Raw genomic sequence first — 18,655 nt, 5'->3', positions numbered from 1 at the left:
TCCTTCTGTGAACAGGTGGGCTGTGAACAGCCGGGGCGGGCGGTGGTTGCCCGCCCCGGGGGTGGGGGAGAGTCAGCCGAGGGTGACGTCGACGCCGCCGGAGAACATCGAGTCGTGCAGCTCGAGCTTGGTGATCTTGACGTTCTTCGGGATGTCGAAGACGACGACGCCGCTGACCTGGTTGCCGGGGTTGACGTCGTTGAGGAACGTCTCGGCGTTCTTGTTGGCGTAGATGGCGGCGCTGGTGTCGGCGGAGTACTCGGTGCCGTCGGCCGCGTACGCCTTCTGGCTGCTGCCGTCGAACATCTGCGCTTCCTTGCCGATGTTCTTCACGTTGACCGTGACCAGGCAGAACTGGCCCTGAGCCTTCTGGCCGAGCATGTCGCTGCCGATCTTGGCGACGCCGCACTTGGCGGACTTCACCGTGAACTCGAACTTCCCGTCCCGGGCCGGCTGGCCGATCTTGGCGGTCGCCGCCGGCTTCTCCTCGGTCTTTGCGTCGCCCTTGTCGCCGGTGGAGCTGCTCGCCTTGGTGCCGCCCTCTTCGTTGGCAGAGCTGCCCGCGTTGTCGGCGGCGCCGGAGCCGCAGCCCAGGGCGATGAGGCCGGTGGCGATCAGAGCGAGAGTGGTGGTCTTGCGCATTGTTGTCCTCCTGATGTGAACGTTGCGGCGTCAATAAGAGCATCGTCCGAGAGCGGTGTCAACAGACGTTCTCGTGCTTGACAGATGTGCGAGACTTTTGGCGTGCAGGAGAACCCGACCATCACGGCAGCGGAGATCGCCCGGCTCGCCGGCGTCGGTCGCGCTGCGGTCAGCAATTGGCGTAAACGGCACCCCGACTTCCCCGCCCCGGTGGGCGGGACGACGGCGAGCCCGGAGTTCGACCTGATCCAGGTCGAGCAGTGGCTACGCACCCAGGGCAAGCTCCCCGAACTCGCCACCGCCGACCGGCTCTGGCGACACCTCGCCGCAGCCAGCGACACTCCAGCCGCCGGCCTCGCCGCCGTCGGCGCCCTGTTGCTGGCCCGGCAACGCGGCTCCCGAAGCGGCCACCCCGACGCCCAACTCGCGCCGCTGCTGGTCGACGTCGACGCCCTCGCCGACGAGCTGGGCCCGCAGGGCGCGTTCGACGAGCTGTGGCAGCGGTTCTCCGCACCAGGGCCCGGTCGCCCCTTCGCCACCCCCGACGACCTCGCCGACCTGATGATCGGGCTCGCCAGCGTCGGGGGCGGCTCAGTCCTCGACCCGGCCGCCGGCTCCGGCGCCATCCTCCGAGCCGCCGTCCGCGCAGGCAGCACCTCGGTGTACGGGCAGGAACTCGACGAGGGCCTGGCCAAACTCGCCGGCCTGTGGTTGGCCCTGCACGACGTACCCGGGGAGGTCTGCGCCGGCGACACCCTGCGCGCCGACGCCTTCGCTGGCCGCGCTGTCGACGCCGTCGTCTGCCACCCGCCGTTCGGCGCCACCAACTGGGGCGACGAGGAGCTTGGCCACGATCCTCGCTGGATCGTCGGCACCACACCCCGTACTGAACCGGAGCTGGCCTGGGTGCAGCACGCCCTGGCCCACCTGCGGGTTGGCGGGCACGCCGTCCTGCTGATGCCGCCCACGGTGGCCAGCCGGAGGGCCGGCAGACGGATCCGCAGCGAGCTGCTGCGCCGAGGCCACCTGCGCGCTGTCATCGCCCTCCCACCGGGGGTGGCGGCGCCGCACGGCGTACCGCTGCATCTGTGGGTGCTACGGCGGGCTGCGGCCGACGCGCCGCCACCGGCGCGAGCTTTGCTGATCGACGCCGCCGACGGCGAACTGGGCGACACCGCGCCGCGTGTGCTGGCCGCGTGGCGGGCCTTCGCCGCTACTCCGGACGGCGACGTCGAGGAGGCCGGGTTCGCCCGCGCGGTGCCGGTCATCGAGCTGCTCGATGAGGACGTCGATCTCACCCCCGCGCGTCGGCAACCGGCCGTCGTGGGCGAGGCAACGGGAGAGCATCTGGTACGCACCAGAGAGCGGCTGGCCGCCATCGTCGGCGAGTTGCCGGCGCTGCTGCCGCAGGTCACGCCCGCGCCCGACGGGCCGGACGGTTCCTTCCTCACAGTGGGGGAGCTGGCGAAGACTGGCGCGCTTCAACTGATCGGCCCGGTCCGCGCGGGCACGTCCACACCCGCACCCGACGGGCCGCCGGTGCTCACCGTGCCGGACGTGATCGCCGGAGTGGAGGCGTCCGGACGGGTCGACGACCGGTTCGGGCAGGAGATCCCTCTCGCGGTGGGCGACGTGGTGGTGCCGATGATCGCGCGGCAGCTCACCGCGCGGGTGGTCACCGCCGAGGGAGCGCTGTTGGGGCGGAATCTGTACCTGCTGCGGCCGAATCCGACGGCGTTGGATCCGTGGTTCCTGGCAGGGCAGTTGCGGACGTCGGCGAACGAGAAGCAGTCGTCGAGCCTGTCGGGGACGATGCGGTTTGACATCCGGCGGGCGCAGGTGCGGCGGCTGCCGCTCGACGAGCAGCGAGCGCACGGCGACGCTTTCCGGCGCCTCGTTGCCTTCGAGTCAGCGATCCGGCAGGCTGCCTCGCTGGGAGCGGAGCTGGCCCAGCTCACCGCTGACGGCCTGGCTCGGGGAACAATCCGGCCGGACGTGACGCGATGACTGCCGTGCCCGGTCGTTTGCAGAGCGGCCCGCATGTCGTCGGATATCAGACGGCGGGCCAGCGCTAACCGCCATTCGGACGCTTCCTCGTTGAAAGTTCAACGTTGTACGGTCATGCGTCCGCCAGGCGTCGAGCCGACAGGGCAGACGAGCAGTTGGGGTGGGTGTCATCGTGAGGGGGACGAATGACGCTGGGCAAAATTGGCGGCTACGAGTTGGTCAGGCCGCTCGGCTCAGGTGGTATGGGCGATGTGTTCTTCGCGGTGTCGCCGACCGCCGAACGGGTCGCTGTGAAGGTGATCAAACAGCACCTCATTGAGGCGCCGACGGTGCGCGAGCGGTTCGCCGTCGAGGTCGACAGCCTCAAGTTGGTCTTCGGTTCCCGGGTGGCCCGCCTGGAGGACGCCGACCCGTACGCGAACCCGGCCTGGCTTGCCGTGGAGTACGTCCCCGGCGCCACCCTGCGCCAGCACGTCGACGCGCGGGGGCCGCTTCCGCTGCCGTTGGCCGCCATGGCGGGGGCGATGCTCGCCGAGGGGCTCGCCAAGGTGCACCAGGTCAAGCTGCTGCACCGCGACCTGAAGCCGCAGAACATCATCCTCGGCCCCGACGGACCCAAACTCATCGACTTCGGTTTGGCGGTGCTGATCGAGCGGAACGACTACCTGACCGAGCCGGGCGCCCTGGTCGGCACTCCCGCCTACATGTCGCCCGAGCAGGTCAAGGGTGAGCGAGACCTCACTGCGGCGGTCGACGTCTATGCCCTTGCCGCGACGTTGGTCTTCGCACTGACCGGGCGGGGGCTCTATCCGCCGACCAACTCCTGGAACCTGCTGCTGCGCATCAGCGAGCCGACCGACCTTCCCGATCTCTCCGAGGTGCCGGCCGAGGTGGTGCATTTGCTTGGCACGATGCTCGCCTTCGACCCCACGGCCCGCCCTGGTTTGACCGACGTTCGCGCCAGGCTGCTCGCGGTCGCGACCGCTACCAGCGGCAAGAGTGTCCACGCACTGCGGCAAGAGGTGGCCGCGCTCACCTACGACGGGGACACCGAGCTGCTGGTCCCTCCGGACCTGGATGATCCGCGTCAGGACCCGGAGAGCACACCGGTCATCGAGGCGGACACCGTCCCGGTGCCGAAGACGACACCCACGAAGGTCGACGCCGAGCGGCCCGCCAGGGTGGCAGCCGATGTGACGTGGTTGGTCGACAAGATGCGCCGCCAGTACGCCCGCCGCTCGACCCTGTAGGAAGGCACCACCGATGACGACCACCCAGGCCGCGACCTTCGCTCCGGGCTCCCGCATCGTCGTCCGCGACGAGGAATGGCTGATCCGCAGCGTCAAGACCGGCACCGCGGACGGCACGATGGTGAAGGCGGTTGGCGTCTCCGAGTTCGTGCAGGACGTCGAGGCGACCTTCTTCACCGAGCTTGAGGACATCAGGCCGCTGGTGCCGGAGGAGACTGAGCTCGTCCAGGACACCTCGTCGCGGTTCCGGCAGAGCCGCCTCTTCCTGGAGGCCGTGCTGCGGCGTACTCCGCTGCCCCGCACCGAGCGAGGGTTGGCCCTCGCTGACCGGTTCCTGCTCGACCCGCTGACCTACCAGCAGCGTCCCGTCGAGCTGGCGCTGTCCGGTCTGCGGCCGCGGATCCTGCTCGCTGATGTCGTCGGCCTGGGCAAGACCCTGGAGATCGGGCTGATCCTCGCCGAGCTGATCCGCCGGGGCCGGGGTGAGCGCATCCTGGTGGTCTCGCCGCAGCAGGTCCTCGAACAGTTCCAACGGGAGCTGTGGACCCGGTTCGCGATCCCGCTGGTCCGGCTCGACTCGACGGGCATTCAGCGCATCCAGCAGGAGATCCCGGCTGGGCGTAACCCGTTCACCTACTTCAAGCGGGCCATCATCTCGGTCGACACTCTCAAGGACGCCGGCCAGTTCGGCCACCACCTCGACGCCACCACCTGGGACGCCGTCGTCATCGACGAGTCGCACAACCTCATCAACAAGGGCACGAAGCGCAACGAGTTGGCCCGCCGCCTGGCCGCGAAGACCGACGCGCTGCTGCTGGCCAGCGCCACCCCCCACAACGGCGACAAGGAGTCGTTCGCGCAGCTGATCTCGCTGCTCGACCCGGCGGCGATTGCCAATGAGAAGGACTACCAGGCCAAGGACATCGCGCACCTCTACCTGCGCCGCACGAAGATCAGCCCGGAGGTACGCGACCAGATCGGCGACCGTTGGGCCGATCGCGGCCCGTCTGAGGCCTTGCACTGCACAGCGACGCCCGTCGAGGAGCAGATCTTCGACGAGCTGACCGATGTGTGGCTGGCCGGCAAGTGGACCGACGAGGCGATCACCGGGCAGCACCGGCTCTTCCCGTACACCTTGTTGAAGTCGTTTCTGTCCTCCCACCGGGCGCTGCACGAGACGGTGGACAAGCGGCGCAAGAAGACCACCGGCACCGAGCGGGCGGCGCTGGACCGGCTCGCGGAGCTGACCTCCTCGATGACCGACCGCGACTCCAGCAAGCTCAAAGGGCTGGTCGACGAGCTGAGGAAGATCGGTGTCGGCAAGGGCAGCGACACCCGGGCCGTGGTCTTCTCCGAGCGGGTGCCCACCATCAAGTGGCTCGCCGAGGTCGTCCCGGGCATGCTCGGTCTCAAGCCGAACGCGATCAGGGTGCTGCACGGCGGGGTGGCTGACTCCGACGAGCAGACGATCCTGCAGGAGTTCGAGTTGGCCGGCAGTGAGGTCCGGTTGCTCTTCACCGGAGACGTCGCCTCCGAAGGCGTCAACCTGCACCAGCAGTGCCACCACCTGATCCACTACGACATCCCGTGGAGCCTGATCCGCATCGAGCAGCGTAATGGTCGCATCGACCGCTACGGGCAGAAGCACCAGCCGCAGTTCCATGCGCTCATCCTCACCTCCGACCGTGAGGACGCCAAGGACGACCGGACGGTCTCCGAGAAGCTGCTCAACCGGGAGGAGACGGCGCACCGCAGCCTCGGCAGCGTCGAGGCCGCGACGGGCCTCTACGACGCGAAGGCCGAGGAGGACCGGCTGGTTCGCGACCTGCTCGCTGGCAAGTCGGTGGACGAGTCCTACGAGGCCGCCCACGTGGAGATCGACGTGATGGCCGGCCTCTTCGCCGAGGTCGGCACCGCACCGGTCACGGCGGACGTGCCCCGGGCCAACGTGCCCAAGCTCTTCGACTCCACCCAGAGTTTCGTCGACGCCGCCCTCTACGAGATCTACGAGGACCGGCCCGAGGATCACATCGACCTGCGCCGCGAGGACGAACTGATGACGTTCCTCGCCCCTGACGACCTGGTGCACCGGCTCACCGACCTGCCCCGCACCTACCTGCGGGCGCACCGGGAGGGCGAGGACCTGCGGCTCAAGGTCACCTTCGACCGCGCCCTCGCGCAGCGCAAGCTCGACCAGGCCCGGCAGAGCAAGACCCCGATGTGGCCCGACATCGCCTTCCTCAGTGACGTGCACCCGATGGTCGACTGGCTGGTCGACAAGGTTCTGATCCGGCTCGGCCGCCAGCAGGCCCCGGTGCTCACCGCCGACGTGACCGCGCCGACGTTCCTGATCCAGGGCGTCTACGCCAACCGCCTCGGCCAGCCCACGGTCGTCCAGTGGATGGCTGTCGCCGGCCTGCCCATGTCGCCGACGATCCGGCCGATGGACGAGGTGCTGCGCGAAGCCAAAGTCGGCCCCGCGATGGTCAACCGTGCCGAGGCCATTGCGATCGACCCGCTGAAGGATCTCCTGCCGGAGGCCGTCGAGGTTGCTCGGCAGTATCTGGAGGGCAAGCGCGCCGAGTGGGCCGAGGCCAACGCGGAGCCCTTGCAGAAGCACCGCCAGCAGTTGACGACCTTCCAGCAGGCCAGCCTCCTCGATGAGCTGACCGGCGCGCATCGGGAGAAGCGACGCCAACGCGTCGACACCACCGTCCAGGAGCAACACGACCTGCTCGACCGCCTGGAAACCACTGGCGACCCGCTGCTGCGGGTGCTCGCCGTCCTCGTACCGTCGCAGGAGAGTGCCGCATGAGTTTCGAGTCGCTGACCAACCGCGGCGAGTATCTCTCCGCGCACTACCTCGCCGAGATCCTGCCCACCACCCTCAAGGGCGGTCTGCTCAAGCAGTGGGCGGAGACGGAGAAGTCCGGCGAGTCGACGCCGCGCACCGGCCTGCGTGGCATGCGCCGGCCCTACTTCGACGCGAAGACCGAGCTGACCGACGCCGACTTCTTCGACCCCGAGCGGCTGCGCAAGCAGCACCAGGACGTGCTGCGGGCGCTCGGCTTCGAGCCGCAGCCGCAGACCATCACCGTCGAGCGGGCCGGTCAGGAGCACGAGGTCCACGTCGCCCACGCCGAACTGGGCACCACGCACGGCATCGTTGCCCTGGACTGCGGTTGGGCGGCCGACACCGAGGCAGCCCAGGACCCGGACGGCGCCGGCCGCCTGCTCGATCCGCTCACCCTGTCGAGCACCGAGACCATCGAGACGGGCGCCAAACTCGCCTCCCTGCTCTTCGCCGCCGACAGCCCGAAACCCCGCTACGTGCTGATCCTTAGCGGCGGCGTGATCACCCTCGCCGACCGCACCGTCTGGGGTGAGGGCCGTTATCTGGCCGTCAGCCTGGACACCGCGTACGCCCGCAACGACGACAAGGAACTTGACGTCGTTGCCGCGCTCTTCGGCGCCGACTCGCTGCGCCCACCGGCCGAGGGTGGCACCGAACCCCTCGCCGACCTGGTCGCCGGCTCCCGCCAGCACGCCGTCGGCGTCTCCAGCGAGCTCCGCGAGGGCCTGAAGATCTCGGTCGAACTCATCGCCAACGAGGTCCTCGACCAGATCCGCCAGGCCGGCTACCACCCGCAGCAGGTGATGGATCTCGACGAGTTGGCCAAGGAACTCAGCCGGGAGTCGCTGCGCTACCTCTACCGAATCCTGTTCCTGCTCTACGCCGAAGCCCGTCCTGAGCTGGGTGTGCTGCCGGTCAACGACCCCCAGTACGTCGAGGGCTACAGCCTGGCCCGCCTCGGTGACCTCGTCTCCCGCCGCCTCGCCCCCTCCGCCGAGGATGGCACCCACCTGTACGAGTCACTCGACCTGCTCTTTCGCATGGTCAACGGGGGGCACCGGCCGCGCGGCGGCGCGGACGTCGGCGACAAGGCCAGCGAGGGGGAGGGGCTGCGCTTCGAGCCGATGCGCTCCGACCTGTTCCTGCCGGAAAAGACCAAGCTCATCGGTCGGCTGATCCCCGTGCCGGACACCGACGACATGGATGACGACGACGCCCCGAAGATCGATACGCGGTTGCGCAACAAGGTCCTCTACGAGGTGCTGCGCCGGCTGATGCTCACCAAGGGCGGCAAGAAGCGCCGCGGCGGCTTCATCTCCTACGCCCAGCTCGGCATCAACCAGCTCGGCGCGGTCTACGAGGGCCTGATGTCGTACACCGGGTTCGTCGCCACCGAGCAGCTCTACGAGGTCGCCAAGAACGGTGACCCGAAGGACGGCTCGTGGATGATCCCGGCCTCCAAGGTCGACGAGTACGACGACGGTGTCTTCGTCTACAAGGAGGACCCGTACACCGGTGTCCGCAGCCGGGTCAGCTACCAGCCCGGCCAGTTCGTTTACCGGCTCGCCGGCCGCGACCGGCAGACCAGCGCCTCCTACTACACCCCGCAGTCGCTGACCGAAGTCACCGTCCAACTCGCCCTCAAGTACCGACTTGACCAGGACGGCACCGTCACGAAGGCGCGCGAACTGCTGGACTGGACGATCTGCGAGCCGGCGCTCGGCTCCGGCGCGTTCCTTAACGAGGCCATCAACCAGGTCGCCGCCGAATACCTGCGCCGCCGCCAGGCCGAACGGGAGGTGACCCTCGACCCCGAGGACTACCACCTCGAACTCCAGCGGGTGAAGGCGTACATAGCCCTGCACAACAGCTACGGCGTCGACCTCAATCGCACCGCCGTCGAGTTGGCCGAGGTGTCGCTCTGGCTCAACGTCATGCACGCCGGCCTCCAGGCACCCTGGTTCGGCCTGCACCTACAGCGCGGCAACTCCCTCATCGGCGGCGGACGCAAGACCTACACCCCGAAGCAGCTCGCCGACAAGTCGTGGCTGACCGCCGCGCCCAAGGAGCAGCCGTTCCGGGACGGGCCGATCGACGAGGGCACCATCCACCACTTCCTGCTCCCGGCCGACGGCTGGGGCGCGGTCGCGGGCGAGAAGGAGGCCCGCGAGCTGGCGCCGGCTGAGACCGCGAGACTAAAAGCATGGCGTACGGCGATGAAGCGCACGCCGTCGGCCAAGGGCAAGAACTCGCAGGTGCAGCGGTTGCAGGCCCTCGCCCGACGGGTCGAGTTCCTGTGGGGGCTGGTGCAGCAGCGGCTCGACATCTCCGAGCGGGAGATTCGCCGCGACATCGCGGTCTGGGGCGCAGAGGACCTACCGCCCGTCACGGAAGCGGTGCCTCGGGAGGAGATCCTCGCAGATCTGACTGCGCCGGGCACCCCGTACTGGCGGCTCAAGACGCTGATGGACGTGTGGTGCGCGCTGTGGTTCTGGCCGCTGGACAAGGTTGGGCTGCTCGACGGCTCCGACCCGGCGTATCCAGCCGCGCCCGTCCAGGTCTCACACATCAAAGACGAGCCGGCGTACGAGGAACCGGTGGTCTACGAGACGCCAGACATCTTCGGCAACGTACAGCCGCAGCAGATGAAGATGCCGACGAAGGCCACGGGCTCGCGACGCATGACGGTGGCGGAACAGCTCCGCCAGCAGGTGCCCCTGTCCAACGTGGACGACTGGTTGACGTTCGCCGAAGCGCTCATCGGCCGGAGTGATCTGGACGAGAATACTGAGCGGTTCTACGGGCGGACGTTCACCAGCCTGAGCGAGATGAGCGATTTCGAGCGGAAGCTCGACGGCGTGATCGGCGTCGACTCGCCCTGGACCCTCAGTGACCGGTTCCCCTGGCTCCTCGCTGCCGATCAGATCGCCGACCAGAACGGCTTCTTCCACTGGGAACTCACCTTTGCCCAAGCCTTCGCTAAGGAGGGCTTTGACCTCCAGGTCGGCAACCCGCCCTGGGTTCGCCCAAGGTGGGATGCCTCCGCTGTTCTGGCTGAATTCGATCCCTGGTTCAAGCTTACAGAAAAGCCGTCTGCGCGGGCGAAGGCGACACGTGCAGAGGCAGTCCTGGCGAGCTCTTTAGCGGCGGGCAGCTTGAGGAACGAGAGAGAACGAATCAGTGCGGTGGTGGCGTTCTTTGGGTCTGCTCAGGTGTTCCCGCTCCTAGTCGGAACGCAGCCGGATCTGTATCGGTGCTTCATGTGCCGAGTATGGGAAAACTCCGCACGGGGTGGCACTGCGGGACTCGTGCACCCGGACACGCATTTCACTGGAGAGAAAGAGGCGTTGCTCCGCGCCGTCGCATACTCCCGCCTGAGAGTTCACGGAGACTTTGTTAATCCCGGGCATCGGTTTTTCCCGGAGCCGGTCGGTGAATCAAGCCATTTTGGCGTCCACATTTACGGCAGCCCCGGGAAAATCCGCTTCAATCACCTTTCCTGGCTCTTCTCCGTTGATGCTTTGCGTCATTCATTCGATCATGATGGATCCGGGGATCCGCCGAGTGTTCGGTTTAGAGGAGCGCTAGACGAGCGCCCCCATCATGCCCGCATTGTTAGAGTCGACAGGGATGTCCTGGCTCGATGGCAGCGCCTTGCGGGTGAGACTGATCGACCAGTCGAGCATGCGCGCCTGCTGTCTCCGGTCAGCACTGCGGAAAGCTCTGCAATTCGCGCCCTGTCTAATTGGTCAACCCGCCTCGAAAGCCTTCTTCCGCAAATATCTAGAGGATTCGATGAGGCGGGAGCAAAGCAGGCGGGCGTCATGGATTACGCTCTCTCGGAGCCCGGCGACTGGTTTGAGGTTATATTGAAGGGTCCTCAACTGGGTGTCGCAACGCCGTTCTTTAAAGGGCCGAACCCGGGAAGTAATGATGTCTTAGGGGCGAACCTCATTCAGTTGGCGGAAGATGCGGTTCCGGCAACTGAATATCGGCGGGTTGTTGGACCGCAGGAATATAGGGATCAACAGGATCGCTGGATCGACTATGAGATCTTGGACCGGCTATTGGATTCGGCTGATGAGGTTGAGAAGGCGCGTGCCGCTCTCGCGAACTTGCTTGGCTGCAAGGCGCAGGATGTTTCGCGAGGCGAAGTTGAGCGCCACTTTCGGGAGCGGGCAACCCGCCGCTACACTGAATTCTTCCGACTTTCCTGGCGCGAGATGATCGCCCCAGACACCGAACGTAGCCTGTACGCGGCAATACTTCCACCGGGTCCCGCTCATGTGAACGCGGTGCGAAGTGCGTCACTTCGAAGCCGTCGCTTGACCTGTCTGACAGCCGGCTTCTGGGCCTCGATTCCTGTCGACTATTTGTTACGGGTACTTGGTGTAGGCCATCTTGATGTCTCGAACGCCCGACGCATGCCGGCTCCTAGCCTTCCGCATCCACTCGCCAACGCTCTATTGCTCCGGAGCTTACGTCTAAACTGCCTGACGAGGGCCTACTCGGAGTTGTGGAGGGAGGTGTACGACGACGCGCTCCGAGATGAGAATTGGGCCCTGGCCTGGGATGGACTCGAACCGTTGGGCTCGGTGGGCCGGCAGTGGGAGTATTCGACGCCACTAAGGACTGAAAAGGCTCGACGTGCCGCACTTGTTGAACTGGACGCGCTGGTGGCCGTTTGGCTTGGGGTGGATGCTGATTCCCTAATCGCAATGTACCGCTCTCGTTTCCCCGTTATGAATAGGTTCGAGGAAGGGACTTGGTTCGACTTCGGCGGCTGGAAGATTGCAGGAAACCATCGCGCTCACGGGCAGCGCCAGCGGAAGGAGCATTTTGCTCAGTTGCAGGCGCATCTGGCGGCCCCAGCGAAGGAGCCTGTCCCTGACGGTTTTGTGGGTCCGTTTTACAAGGCCGATCGGGAGCGGGAAATGCGCGAGGCCCATAAGGAGTTCAAATCGCGGCTTGATGCCGGTTGATATCTCTCAAGTCACGTGTGAGCAGCGCGGGTGCGGGTGGGCCAGACGGCCGGCCTGGCACACCCGCGTCTATGAACGCTAGTTCATCGGCGTGAATGCACCGACGAACGTGGCCCAAGCGGCGGGCCGGAAGGTAAGGACTGGCCCGGCGGGGTCTTTGCTGTCGCGGACGGCGACGAGGCCGGGCAGGTTGTCGGCGACCTCCACGCAGTTGCCGCCGTTGTCGCCGCTGCGGGTGCTCTTGCGCCACCGGGCGCCGGTCAGCTCAGCCATGGTGGACCTCTCCAACAATCTTGTTGATCAGATACCTCGATTGTTGCTCATCGAGGGCCAGTGACGTGAGGCTCGTCCAAACTTCTTCGTAGATCGCGAGTTCTTCCTTGCGATCGAGGTAGAGCGCCCCGGTCAACGACTCGCTGTAGATGACCGGTGGATCGGGCTCGACCCGGTTGCGGAGCGGGAATTCCAGCATGACGAAGGGGCCAGCGACCGCGCCGAAGTGGAGTCCGGCGCTGAGGGGGAGCACCCGGATCGAGACGTGGGGAAGCGTGCCTACGGCGAGCAGGTGTCGTAGCTGCTCGGCCATCGTGGCGGGACTACCGACGACCCGGAGGAGAACCGCCTCTGAGAGGACGACCTCGAACTGTGGTGCAGGTGGAAGGCGGCGTTCCAGGAGCGCTTGACGTTGCAGCCGAACCTCGACCAGCCGCTCGCGTTCGTCCTGGGAGATGCGCGAGCGGTGCTGGTAGACGCCGTGGGCGTAACCTCTGGTCTGGAGCAGGCCGGGTATCAGGGTGTCGTCGTACTCCCGGAGCCGGGAGGCGGCAGATTCCAGGCCGACGTACAGCTCGAACCAGTCGGGGATGGCGTCGCCGTACGAGTGCCACCAGCCCTTGGCCTTGGTTTCGTTGGCCAGGGCGGTCAGCGCGGCGGTCAGCTCGGCGGTCGCCCCGTACAGCTCGCACATGGCCTTGGCGTCAACGGCGCGGACCGGGCCGAGGCCGGTCTCGATGCGCCACAGCTTCTGCCGGCTGAACTGCATCGCCTCGGACGCGCCGTCCAGCGTCATCCGGGCCTCGGTACGCAGGTCGCGGAGCGCCCGCCCGAGCTGCCGTCGCGGCACTGTTGATCCCATGTCGTCGGCCATCCGCCACCCCTCTCCGTGTTGCATGGTGTTACATCCCGACGCCATCGCTGAAACGTGGAACGTTGCCGTTAAGCCATTCTTCGGCGGCGCCATTTCATCAATAGCGATACGCGTCTGACCATACAAGACACTCGCGACAACAGTCATGTACGCGCAATTCCCACGCGACGATTGTCGGCGTACCAATGGGGGTTCTGTATGTTTTTCGGGGTGATCGGAATTTGCCGCCGGCTCCGGCGTGTCGCCCGGAGCCGGCGGTCGGGGCCCGGAGTCGCGGTCAGCCGGGCAGCGGGCTGAAGCTGCGGCCGTCGAGCACGTTGATCAGCTCGTCATCGCGGTGCACCTCGTAGCCGCGCCGCCGTAGCTCGGCCACCAGCTCCGCCTCATCGTTCAGCGGGATCTCCAGCAGGTCGCCATTGAGGACGGTGGCCTGCTGCTTGCCGAAGCGCGTGTGCAGATCCTTCGGCAGCAGCGTGAAGGCCCGTTCCGCCACCAGCGGCGGCCAGTCGCCTTCCACGACCGAATCCACCTCGTTGATGTCGAACGCTTCGTCGTCCGCGGGGTCCTCGTCGGGGTCGTAGTACTCCGGGTCGGCGGGGTTCGAGACGTGGGTGGTCCGGATTCGCCGGGCCTCGCCCCAGGTGCGAGCGGCGGCGATCGCTTTGATCTCCGCAGCCTCCTCGGCGGCGGTGTCCGCGTCGGCGAAGGCGAGGCAGTCGTGCATCTGCGCGTGGCCGTAGACCAGGCGCCGGGTGGTCGGGGTGGTGCGTTGTCATGATCCAGATCCTGCCTGAGGGGTACGACGTGCAAGATCAGGTGTTGATGTGAGTCCCGTCGGCGGGGCCGGTCGGGCCAATCACCTTCAGCGCCTCCGTTCTCTGTCGTGCGTACCTATCGGCATCATGCGGTTGGTCAGACGTGCACTGTCGCCATTGATCTATTTCGCTGCCTGCCGCATGCTGTGGCAATACGGCGGGAGGTCGGCTAATGACTCTGAGTAGCCATGGTGAGCTGGGTGGTGGCGGCACGTTTACGACTCACCGGTCGAGATGAGGGCGCATGGACAGGAGCGCCCGCACCCGCAGTGCGGCCCACGTGCCCGGTCCTCGGGGCTCTGCTGAAGCGTACGGGGCCGTGCTCGAGGCAGCTGTTTCTCATTTCGGTGCTTCCGTCGCGCCGGTCCTTCAGCGGGGACTGGCTGCTCGGGAGGACACCTTGCGGGCGCCAATGGTCGAGCTTCTCGTTGCGGCTGGACAAGCGATTGGCTGCCCGGTCAGGGCGCATGGCGAGGTCCGCCTCCCGGACCTTGCTATCCGCCCTGACTACTTGATCGACGTCGACGGAGCCCCGATCGGGTATGTGGAACTCAAGGCGCCGGGCAGGGGTGTTCCCGGCCACGGTTGGCATCCCACGGCCCGGGAGCGTAGGCAATGGGTCCAGCTTCAGTTGCTTCCGAACGTTCTGTACAGCGATGGTCAGTCCTTCGCGGTGTATCGCTGGGGAGAATTGCAGGGGCCAGTGGCACGGATGGACGGCGACCTGCAGCGGGCCGGTGCGCGCCTTCGGCCCGCAGACGGCGACCTGGCGCTCGTGCTCCACGCTTTCCTTGCGTGGCGTCCACGTCCACATCGCCGCCTCGAACATCTGGTCCGAGACGCGGCACGACTTTGCCGATTGTTGCGCGACGAGGTGTTGGACACCCTTGGTCAAGAGCGAGTCGGTGGGAGGGTGCGGCTCTTCAGCGATCATCTAGCCGACTGGCGCACCTGGCTATTTCCCCACCTGAGCGAGGAGTTGTTCGCCGACGCCTACGCGCAGACCGTCACGTTTGGGCTGCTGTTGGCGCGTCGGTCAGGGATCGAGTTCGAGGGCAAGGAACTGCCGACGCTCGGGCGAGAGCTGGCCAAGAACCACCTGCTCGTCGGGCGAGCGCTGGCTATCCTCACCGAGGACCACGGTGGTCCTAGCATTGAGCAGCGCAGCGTGGCTCTGCAAACGCTGCGGCGCGCCATCGAGGCCAGTGACTGGACAGATTGGCGGACAGACACATCGGACCAGCTGTATGAGCGCTTCTTGGAGTTGTACGACCCAGCGGTTCGACGGGGAAGTGGCTCCTACTTCACGCCGCAGCCCGTTGCGGACTTCATGGTCCAGTTTGTCGACAGCATCTTGCACGACAAGCTGAAACGACGGCTAGGTCTGGCCGACCGCGACGTAGTGGTCGTCGACCCGGCTATGGGTACAGGCACCTTCCTGTTGAGCGTGATTGCACGTGTAGCGAAGACGATTGCGGCTGACCGCGGGGACGAGCCAGCTGAACTTCGTGCTCTCCTCGGTCGTTTAGTTGGATTTGAACGCCAGATCGCGCCCTTCGCCGTAGCGGAACTACGGCTGCACCAGGATCTCGCAGCGCGGGGATTGGAGGTTGCCGACGAGAAGGTCAGATTCTACGTCACCGATACCCTGGAGGACCCTGACGTAGAGACGCTTGTTAGCCCGTACGTGTACCGGCCAATTGCTGACTCCCGGGCGCAAGCAATCAAGGTCAAGACCGAGGAACGAGTCATGGTCGTTCTCGGCAACCCGCCCTACCTCGAACGCGCCAAGAATCAGGGAGGGCTCGTACTTGCCAGCAACAAGGGAAAGTCGAGCATGCTCGACGCTTTTCGAGGCACCGGTACCGGCAGAGTCGAGTTCAAACTGCACAACTTGAACATCTACTTTTGGCGCTGGGCCACCTGGAAGGTATTCGAAGCACATCCTGAGCACCCGGAGGGAATCGTGGCCTTCGTTTGCACGTCGGCCTACACGACCGGACCAGGATTCGCCGGCATGCGCGAGTACCTGCGACGGCAGGCCGACTGGGGTTGGATCATCGATCTATCTCCTGAAGGGCATCAGCCCGAGGTGCCGACACGCATTTTCCCGGACGTGCAGCAGCCATTGTGTATCGGCGTATTCGGACGTGCCAAGACGGCCGATACGGAAACACCCGCCAGGATCCGTTACGTTGCCCTCTCCGGGACCAAGCAAGAAAAATTCGACGCCCTCCAGGCTCTGACTGCCGCAAGCGGTCGGTGGTTGGACTGCCCAACGAAGTGGTCGGCTCCCTTCCGTCCCGCGTCGCAGGCCATATGGAACGACTGCATTGCGCTCGCTGACCTGATGCCGTGGCAATCCCCAGGTATCAAACCTAACCGAACATGGGTTTACGCGCCGGACCATGAAACGTTGGCCGAGCGGTGGCGGCGCCTAAGCTTGGCTCCGCTGGCAGAACGGCCGGAGCTCATGAAGGAGACTAGGGATAGGGCAATCTCTGTCGCACTCTCGCCGCACTTCGATGGCACAGGTCAGCCCGCGTCACTGGCTGGCACCATTGATCCTCAGGTTGCCATCATGCGCGTATCGTTCCGGAGCTTCGATCAACAGTATGTTATTTCCGACCGAAGAGTGGTCGACTTCTCCCGCCCCGATCTCTGGTCTACGTACGGAAAGCATCAGACGTATCTGACCACATTGTTCGCGGAATCGGTAACTTCGGGACCGGCCGTCGTTTTTGCCGCCGAGGTGCCGGATGCCCACCACTACATGGGCCACCATGGCGGCAAGGTGCTACCTCAATACCGTGACGCCAGTGGTGAGCAGCCCAACATCGCGCCTGGCTTGATCGAGCATCTTTCTTGTCAGCTCGATAGCCCCGTTACCTGCGACGAAGTGCTTGCCTATATTGCCGCCGTGGCTTCACATCCCGGCTACCCGATACGATTCCGTGCGGACCTTCGCACTCCGGGAGTGCGGATTCCGTTTACCGTGAACCCTGTCCTTTGGCGTGAAGCAATCAGGATTGGCGAGCGAGTAATCTGGCTCCAGACCTACGGTGAGCGTTATGTCTGCGCAGCAGCCGGCCGCCCGCCGGGACCCCCGCGGGAACTGCGGCCCGATGTATTGGTGCCCATACCAGGGGTGCCGGACCGCATGCCCGAAAGCATCACGTACGACCGGGACAGTTCGACCCTGTATGTCGGCGAAGGAGCCCTCGGTCCCGTTCTCTCAGCAGTATGGGATTACAACGTCTGTGGCACGCAAGTAGTCAAGAAGTGGTTCGACTACCGCTCCAAGCGGCCCCGCGTGCGCAGATCGTCTCCACTGAACGAAATCATTGCCAGTAAGTGGGACTTCACCGACGACTTGCGAAACCTGCTAGCCGTACTCCATGGATGCGTGCTCCTCGAGCCGCAGCAGGACGATGTGCTGAAAACCATCCTCGATGGACCGCTTCTGAAGGCGACAGACCTTGAGAATTTAGGCATGCTGCCGCCGGCAGATGAAGCGAAAAAGCCGATCATCGATGTCCAGCCGCCCCTCTTCCAATGATCGGCTCGATCGGACCATGTCTCGCGCTCGGTCCGGAATTCAGCACGAAGTAGCCAGTGCCTCTGCCTGGCTCAGGATGGCCACGCAGGCCGGCGGCGCACTCTGCCCGGTCGCCGCTGTCGCCCGGGCGGTTCGACCTGGCGGGCCTGGACCGGCGCCCGTAGCTGCCCCGCAAGGGCCTCGTCCCCGTGCGCTGCGGTGCTCGGACGCAGTCTGAAGTGGACGTACGGCTGAAGTGGCCCGCACTTTCCATCGATAGCTTGGTCGGTATGGCATACCGGAACTACACGGCCGATGGCAGCTACTGGACGGTTCGGAAGCAGGGATCCGTCTACTGGGTCGCCCGCATGCGCCGCGTCAACGGCTCCTACGAGTGGTTGGACACCTGGGGCGGCTACGAGCGTGCCGGAGCCGCCGCCGGCGCGGCCGCCCAACTTGCCTACAACCAGGCCCGGGAAGATGTGCTCAAGGAACTGGTCGGCACCCTGCACACGGCGCTGGACCGAGCAGGTCTGGGTGCGTTGCCAACGCCCGCCCCGGTGAAGCCCCCCGCGCGGTCGGAGCTTCCGGCGGCCGTCGACCTCGAAGATCCTGAGGACTGACGGCGCGTAGGCGGGGCGTATGCGGCTGGTGGAGGCGGGACGCGAGGCTGAGGTGCGCCCGGACCTCGTGCCCGGCGCACTCGCCCGTGATGGTGTCGTCCTGATCCGGCAGGGGTCCATCGCCGAGGTCAAGGCTCTGCTCGACCGCTGGACCGTCCCCGTCGACCATCCGCATCAGGTGGCCGACGGGCTGACCGTCATCGCGCCTCGGTTACGTACCGACGAGGACGACAACGAGGCCGGCTTCACCGCTCTGGCCCTGTCGCCGCACACCGATCGCAGTCTGCACGCACAGCCCCCCAGCGTGCTCGCCACCCTCATGCTGACTCCGGCGAGGGCCGGGGGAAGCGCCACACTGGTCGACGGCGTGCGGGTGCTGTCTCTCGTCCGCCAACACGCCGGGGATGCCGAGATCGCCGGTCTGCGGCTGAGGACGGCTACCGGTCGGCCAGGCCCGGCGGTTGTCGAGATCGGTGCCGGCCACGCCCGCATCCGCTATCGCGACGACCGGATCGCCGGTCCGTACAGCACCGATGGGCGTACGGACCTCGTGGTCGCGATCCGTCGCCTGATCGCTGAGACGGCCGAGACTCTGCACCTGGGTGCGGGCGACGGCTACCTCGTACACAATCACCGCTTCCTGCACGGGCGCACGGCCTTCACCGGGGACCGGAGCCTGGCGCGTCTCCTGGCGAGAGTCAACAGCGACCATCCGTACGCGTGGTTGAACCGGGGGTTTTCGATTGCGAGTTCCTAGAGCGCGCACGGCAGTGTCGTCACCGCAGGGCCGTGCCCAC

Annotated in this window: 11 protein-coding genes; 7 read left to right on the top strand and 4 right to left on the bottom strand. The window is 66.1% G+C overall.

All coding sequences use genetic code 11. The features are described from left to right. Positions 1–72: 72 nt before the first annotated feature. The gene (locus tag ABZT18_RS02655; protein ID WP_355250310.1) at positions 73–642 is read right to left on the bottom strand and encodes a DUF4352 domain-containing protein; all 570 of its coding nucleotides are present in this window, start codon (positions 640–642) and stop codon (positions 73–75) included. 102 nt (positions 643–744) lie between these two features. Here ABZT18_RS02655 and ABZT18_RS02650 point away from each other — a divergent pair, with 102 nt between their 5' ends. From ABZT18_RS02650 to ABZT18_RS02635, 4 genes are all read left to right on the top strand, one after another. Continuing rightward, positions 745–2,649: an N-6 DNA methylase gene (locus ABZT18_RS02650; protein ID WP_355250306.1), complete on the top strand. Its 1,905-nt coding sequence runs from the start codon at positions 745–747 to the stop codon at positions 2,647–2,649. A 185-nt stretch (positions 2,650–2,834) separates the two neighbouring features. Continuing rightward, positions 2,835–3,899, top strand: a complete 1,065-nt coding sequence (locus ABZT18_RS02645; RefSeq protein WP_355250303.1) for a serine/threonine-protein kinase — start codon at positions 2,835–2,837, stop codon at positions 3,897–3,899. Positions 3,900–3,912: 13 nt separating this feature from the next. Further along, a complete protein-coding gene (locus tag ABZT18_RS02640; RefSeq protein ID WP_355250300.1) occupies positions 3,913–6,714 on the top strand; it encodes an SNF2-related protein in 2,802 nt (933 codons plus the stop codon). After that, positions 6,711–11,735: a class I SAM-dependent DNA methyltransferase gene (locus ABZT18_RS02635; RefSeq protein ID WP_355250297.1), complete on the top strand. Its 5,025-nt coding sequence runs from the start codon at positions 6,711–6,713 to the stop codon at positions 11,733–11,735. Before ABZT18_RS02640 ends, ABZT18_RS02635 begins: the two co-directional genes overlap by 4 nt. A 78-nt stretch (positions 11,736–11,813) precedes the next feature. Here the strand turns inward: ABZT18_RS02635 and ABZT18_RS02630 are convergent, their stop codons facing one another. The 3 genes from ABZT18_RS02630 to ABZT18_RS02620 form a co-directional block, all read right to left on the bottom strand. Further along, positions 11,814–12,008, bottom strand: a complete 195-nt coding sequence (locus ABZT18_RS02630) for a DUF397 domain-containing protein (RefSeq protein ID WP_355250294.1) — start codon at positions 12,006–12,008, stop codon at positions 11,814–11,816. Continuing rightward, positions 12,001–12,882, bottom strand: a complete 882-nt coding sequence (locus ABZT18_RS02625; RefSeq protein WP_355250291.1) for a helix-turn-helix transcriptional regulator — start codon at positions 12,880–12,882, stop codon at positions 12,001–12,003. Before ABZT18_RS02625 ends, ABZT18_RS02630 begins: the two co-directional genes overlap by 8 nt. 277 nt (positions 12,883–13,159) lie before the next feature. Beyond that, positions 13,160–13,606: a hypothetical protein gene (locus ABZT18_RS02620; RefSeq protein ID WP_355250288.1), complete on the bottom strand. Its 447-nt coding sequence runs from the start codon at positions 13,604–13,606 to the stop codon at positions 13,160–13,162. A gap of 410 nt (positions 13,607–14,016) precedes the next feature. On the opposite strand from ABZT18_RS02620, the gene ABZT18_RS02615 reads away from it, so the two are divergent. The 3 genes from ABZT18_RS02615 to ABZT18_RS02605 all read left to right on the top strand — a co-directional run bounded on the left by ABZT18_RS02615 (position 14,017) and on the right by ABZT18_RS02605 (position 18,615). Beyond that, the gene (locus ABZT18_RS02615; protein WP_355250285.1) at positions 14,017–17,256 is read left to right on the top strand and encodes a type ISP restriction/modification enzyme; all 3,240 of its coding nucleotides are present in this window, start codon (positions 14,017–14,019) and stop codon (positions 17,254–17,256) included. Between the two features lie 269 nt (positions 17,257–17,525). Beyond that, positions 17,526–17,858, top strand: a complete 333-nt coding sequence (locus tag ABZT18_RS02610; protein ID WP_355250282.1) for a hypothetical protein — start codon at positions 17,526–17,528, stop codon at positions 17,856–17,858. 19 nt (positions 17,859–17,877) lie between these two features. Beyond that, complete coding sequence (locus ABZT18_RS02605; protein ID WP_355250279.1) at positions 17,878–18,615, top strand: TauD/TfdA family dioxygenase; 738 nt, start codon at positions 17,878–17,880, stop codon at positions 18,613–18,615. The last annotated feature ends 40 nt before the right edge of the window (positions 18,616–18,655 follow it).

It is taken from the genome of Micromonospora sp. NPDC005291, from assembly GCF_040607415.1.
Taxonomy (GTDB): domain Bacteria; phylum Actinomycetota; class Actinomycetes; order Mycobacteriales; family Micromonosporaceae; genus Micromonospora.
Note: the sequence above shows the minus strand (reverse complement) of the source record. Positions and strands in the feature narration are given on the sequence as shown.

Bases quoted from the DNA above. Each gene is read 5' to 3' on its own strand.
- ABZT18_RS02655 (WP_355250310.1), bottom strand. From the start codon at position 642: ATGCGCAAGACCACCACTCTCGCTCTGATCGCCACCGGCCTCATCGCC.
- ABZT18_RS02645 (WP_355250303.1), top strand. From the start codon at position 2,835: ATGACGCTGGGCAAAATTGGCGGCTACGAGTTGGTCAGGCCGCTCGGC.
- ABZT18_RS02640 (WP_355250300.1), top strand. From the start codon at position 3,913: ATGACGACCACCCAGGCCGCGACCTTCGCTCCGGGCTCCCGCATCGTC.
- ABZT18_RS02635 (WP_355250297.1), top strand. From the start codon at position 6,711: ATGAGTTTCGAGTCGCTGACCAACCGCGGCGAGTATCTCTCCGCGCAC.
- ABZT18_RS02630 (WP_355250294.1), bottom strand. From the start codon at position 12,008: ATGGCTGAGCTGACCGGCGCCCGGTGGCGCAAGAGCACCCGCAGCGGC.
- ABZT18_RS02625 (WP_355250291.1), bottom strand. From the start codon at position 12,882: ATGGCCGACGACATGGGATCAACAGTGCCGCGACGGCAGCTCGGGCGG.
- ABZT18_RS02620 (WP_355250288.1), bottom strand. From the start codon at position 13,606: ATGCACGACTGCCTCGCCTTCGCCGACGCGGACACCGCCGCCGAGGAG.
- ABZT18_RS02610 (WP_355250282.1), top strand. From the start codon at position 17,526: ATGGCATACCGGAACTACACGGCCGATGGCAGCTACTGGACGGTTCGG.
- ABZT18_RS02605 (WP_355250279.1), top strand. From the start codon at position 17,878: ATGCGGCTGGTGGAGGCGGGACGCGAGGCTGAGGTGCGCCCGGACCTC.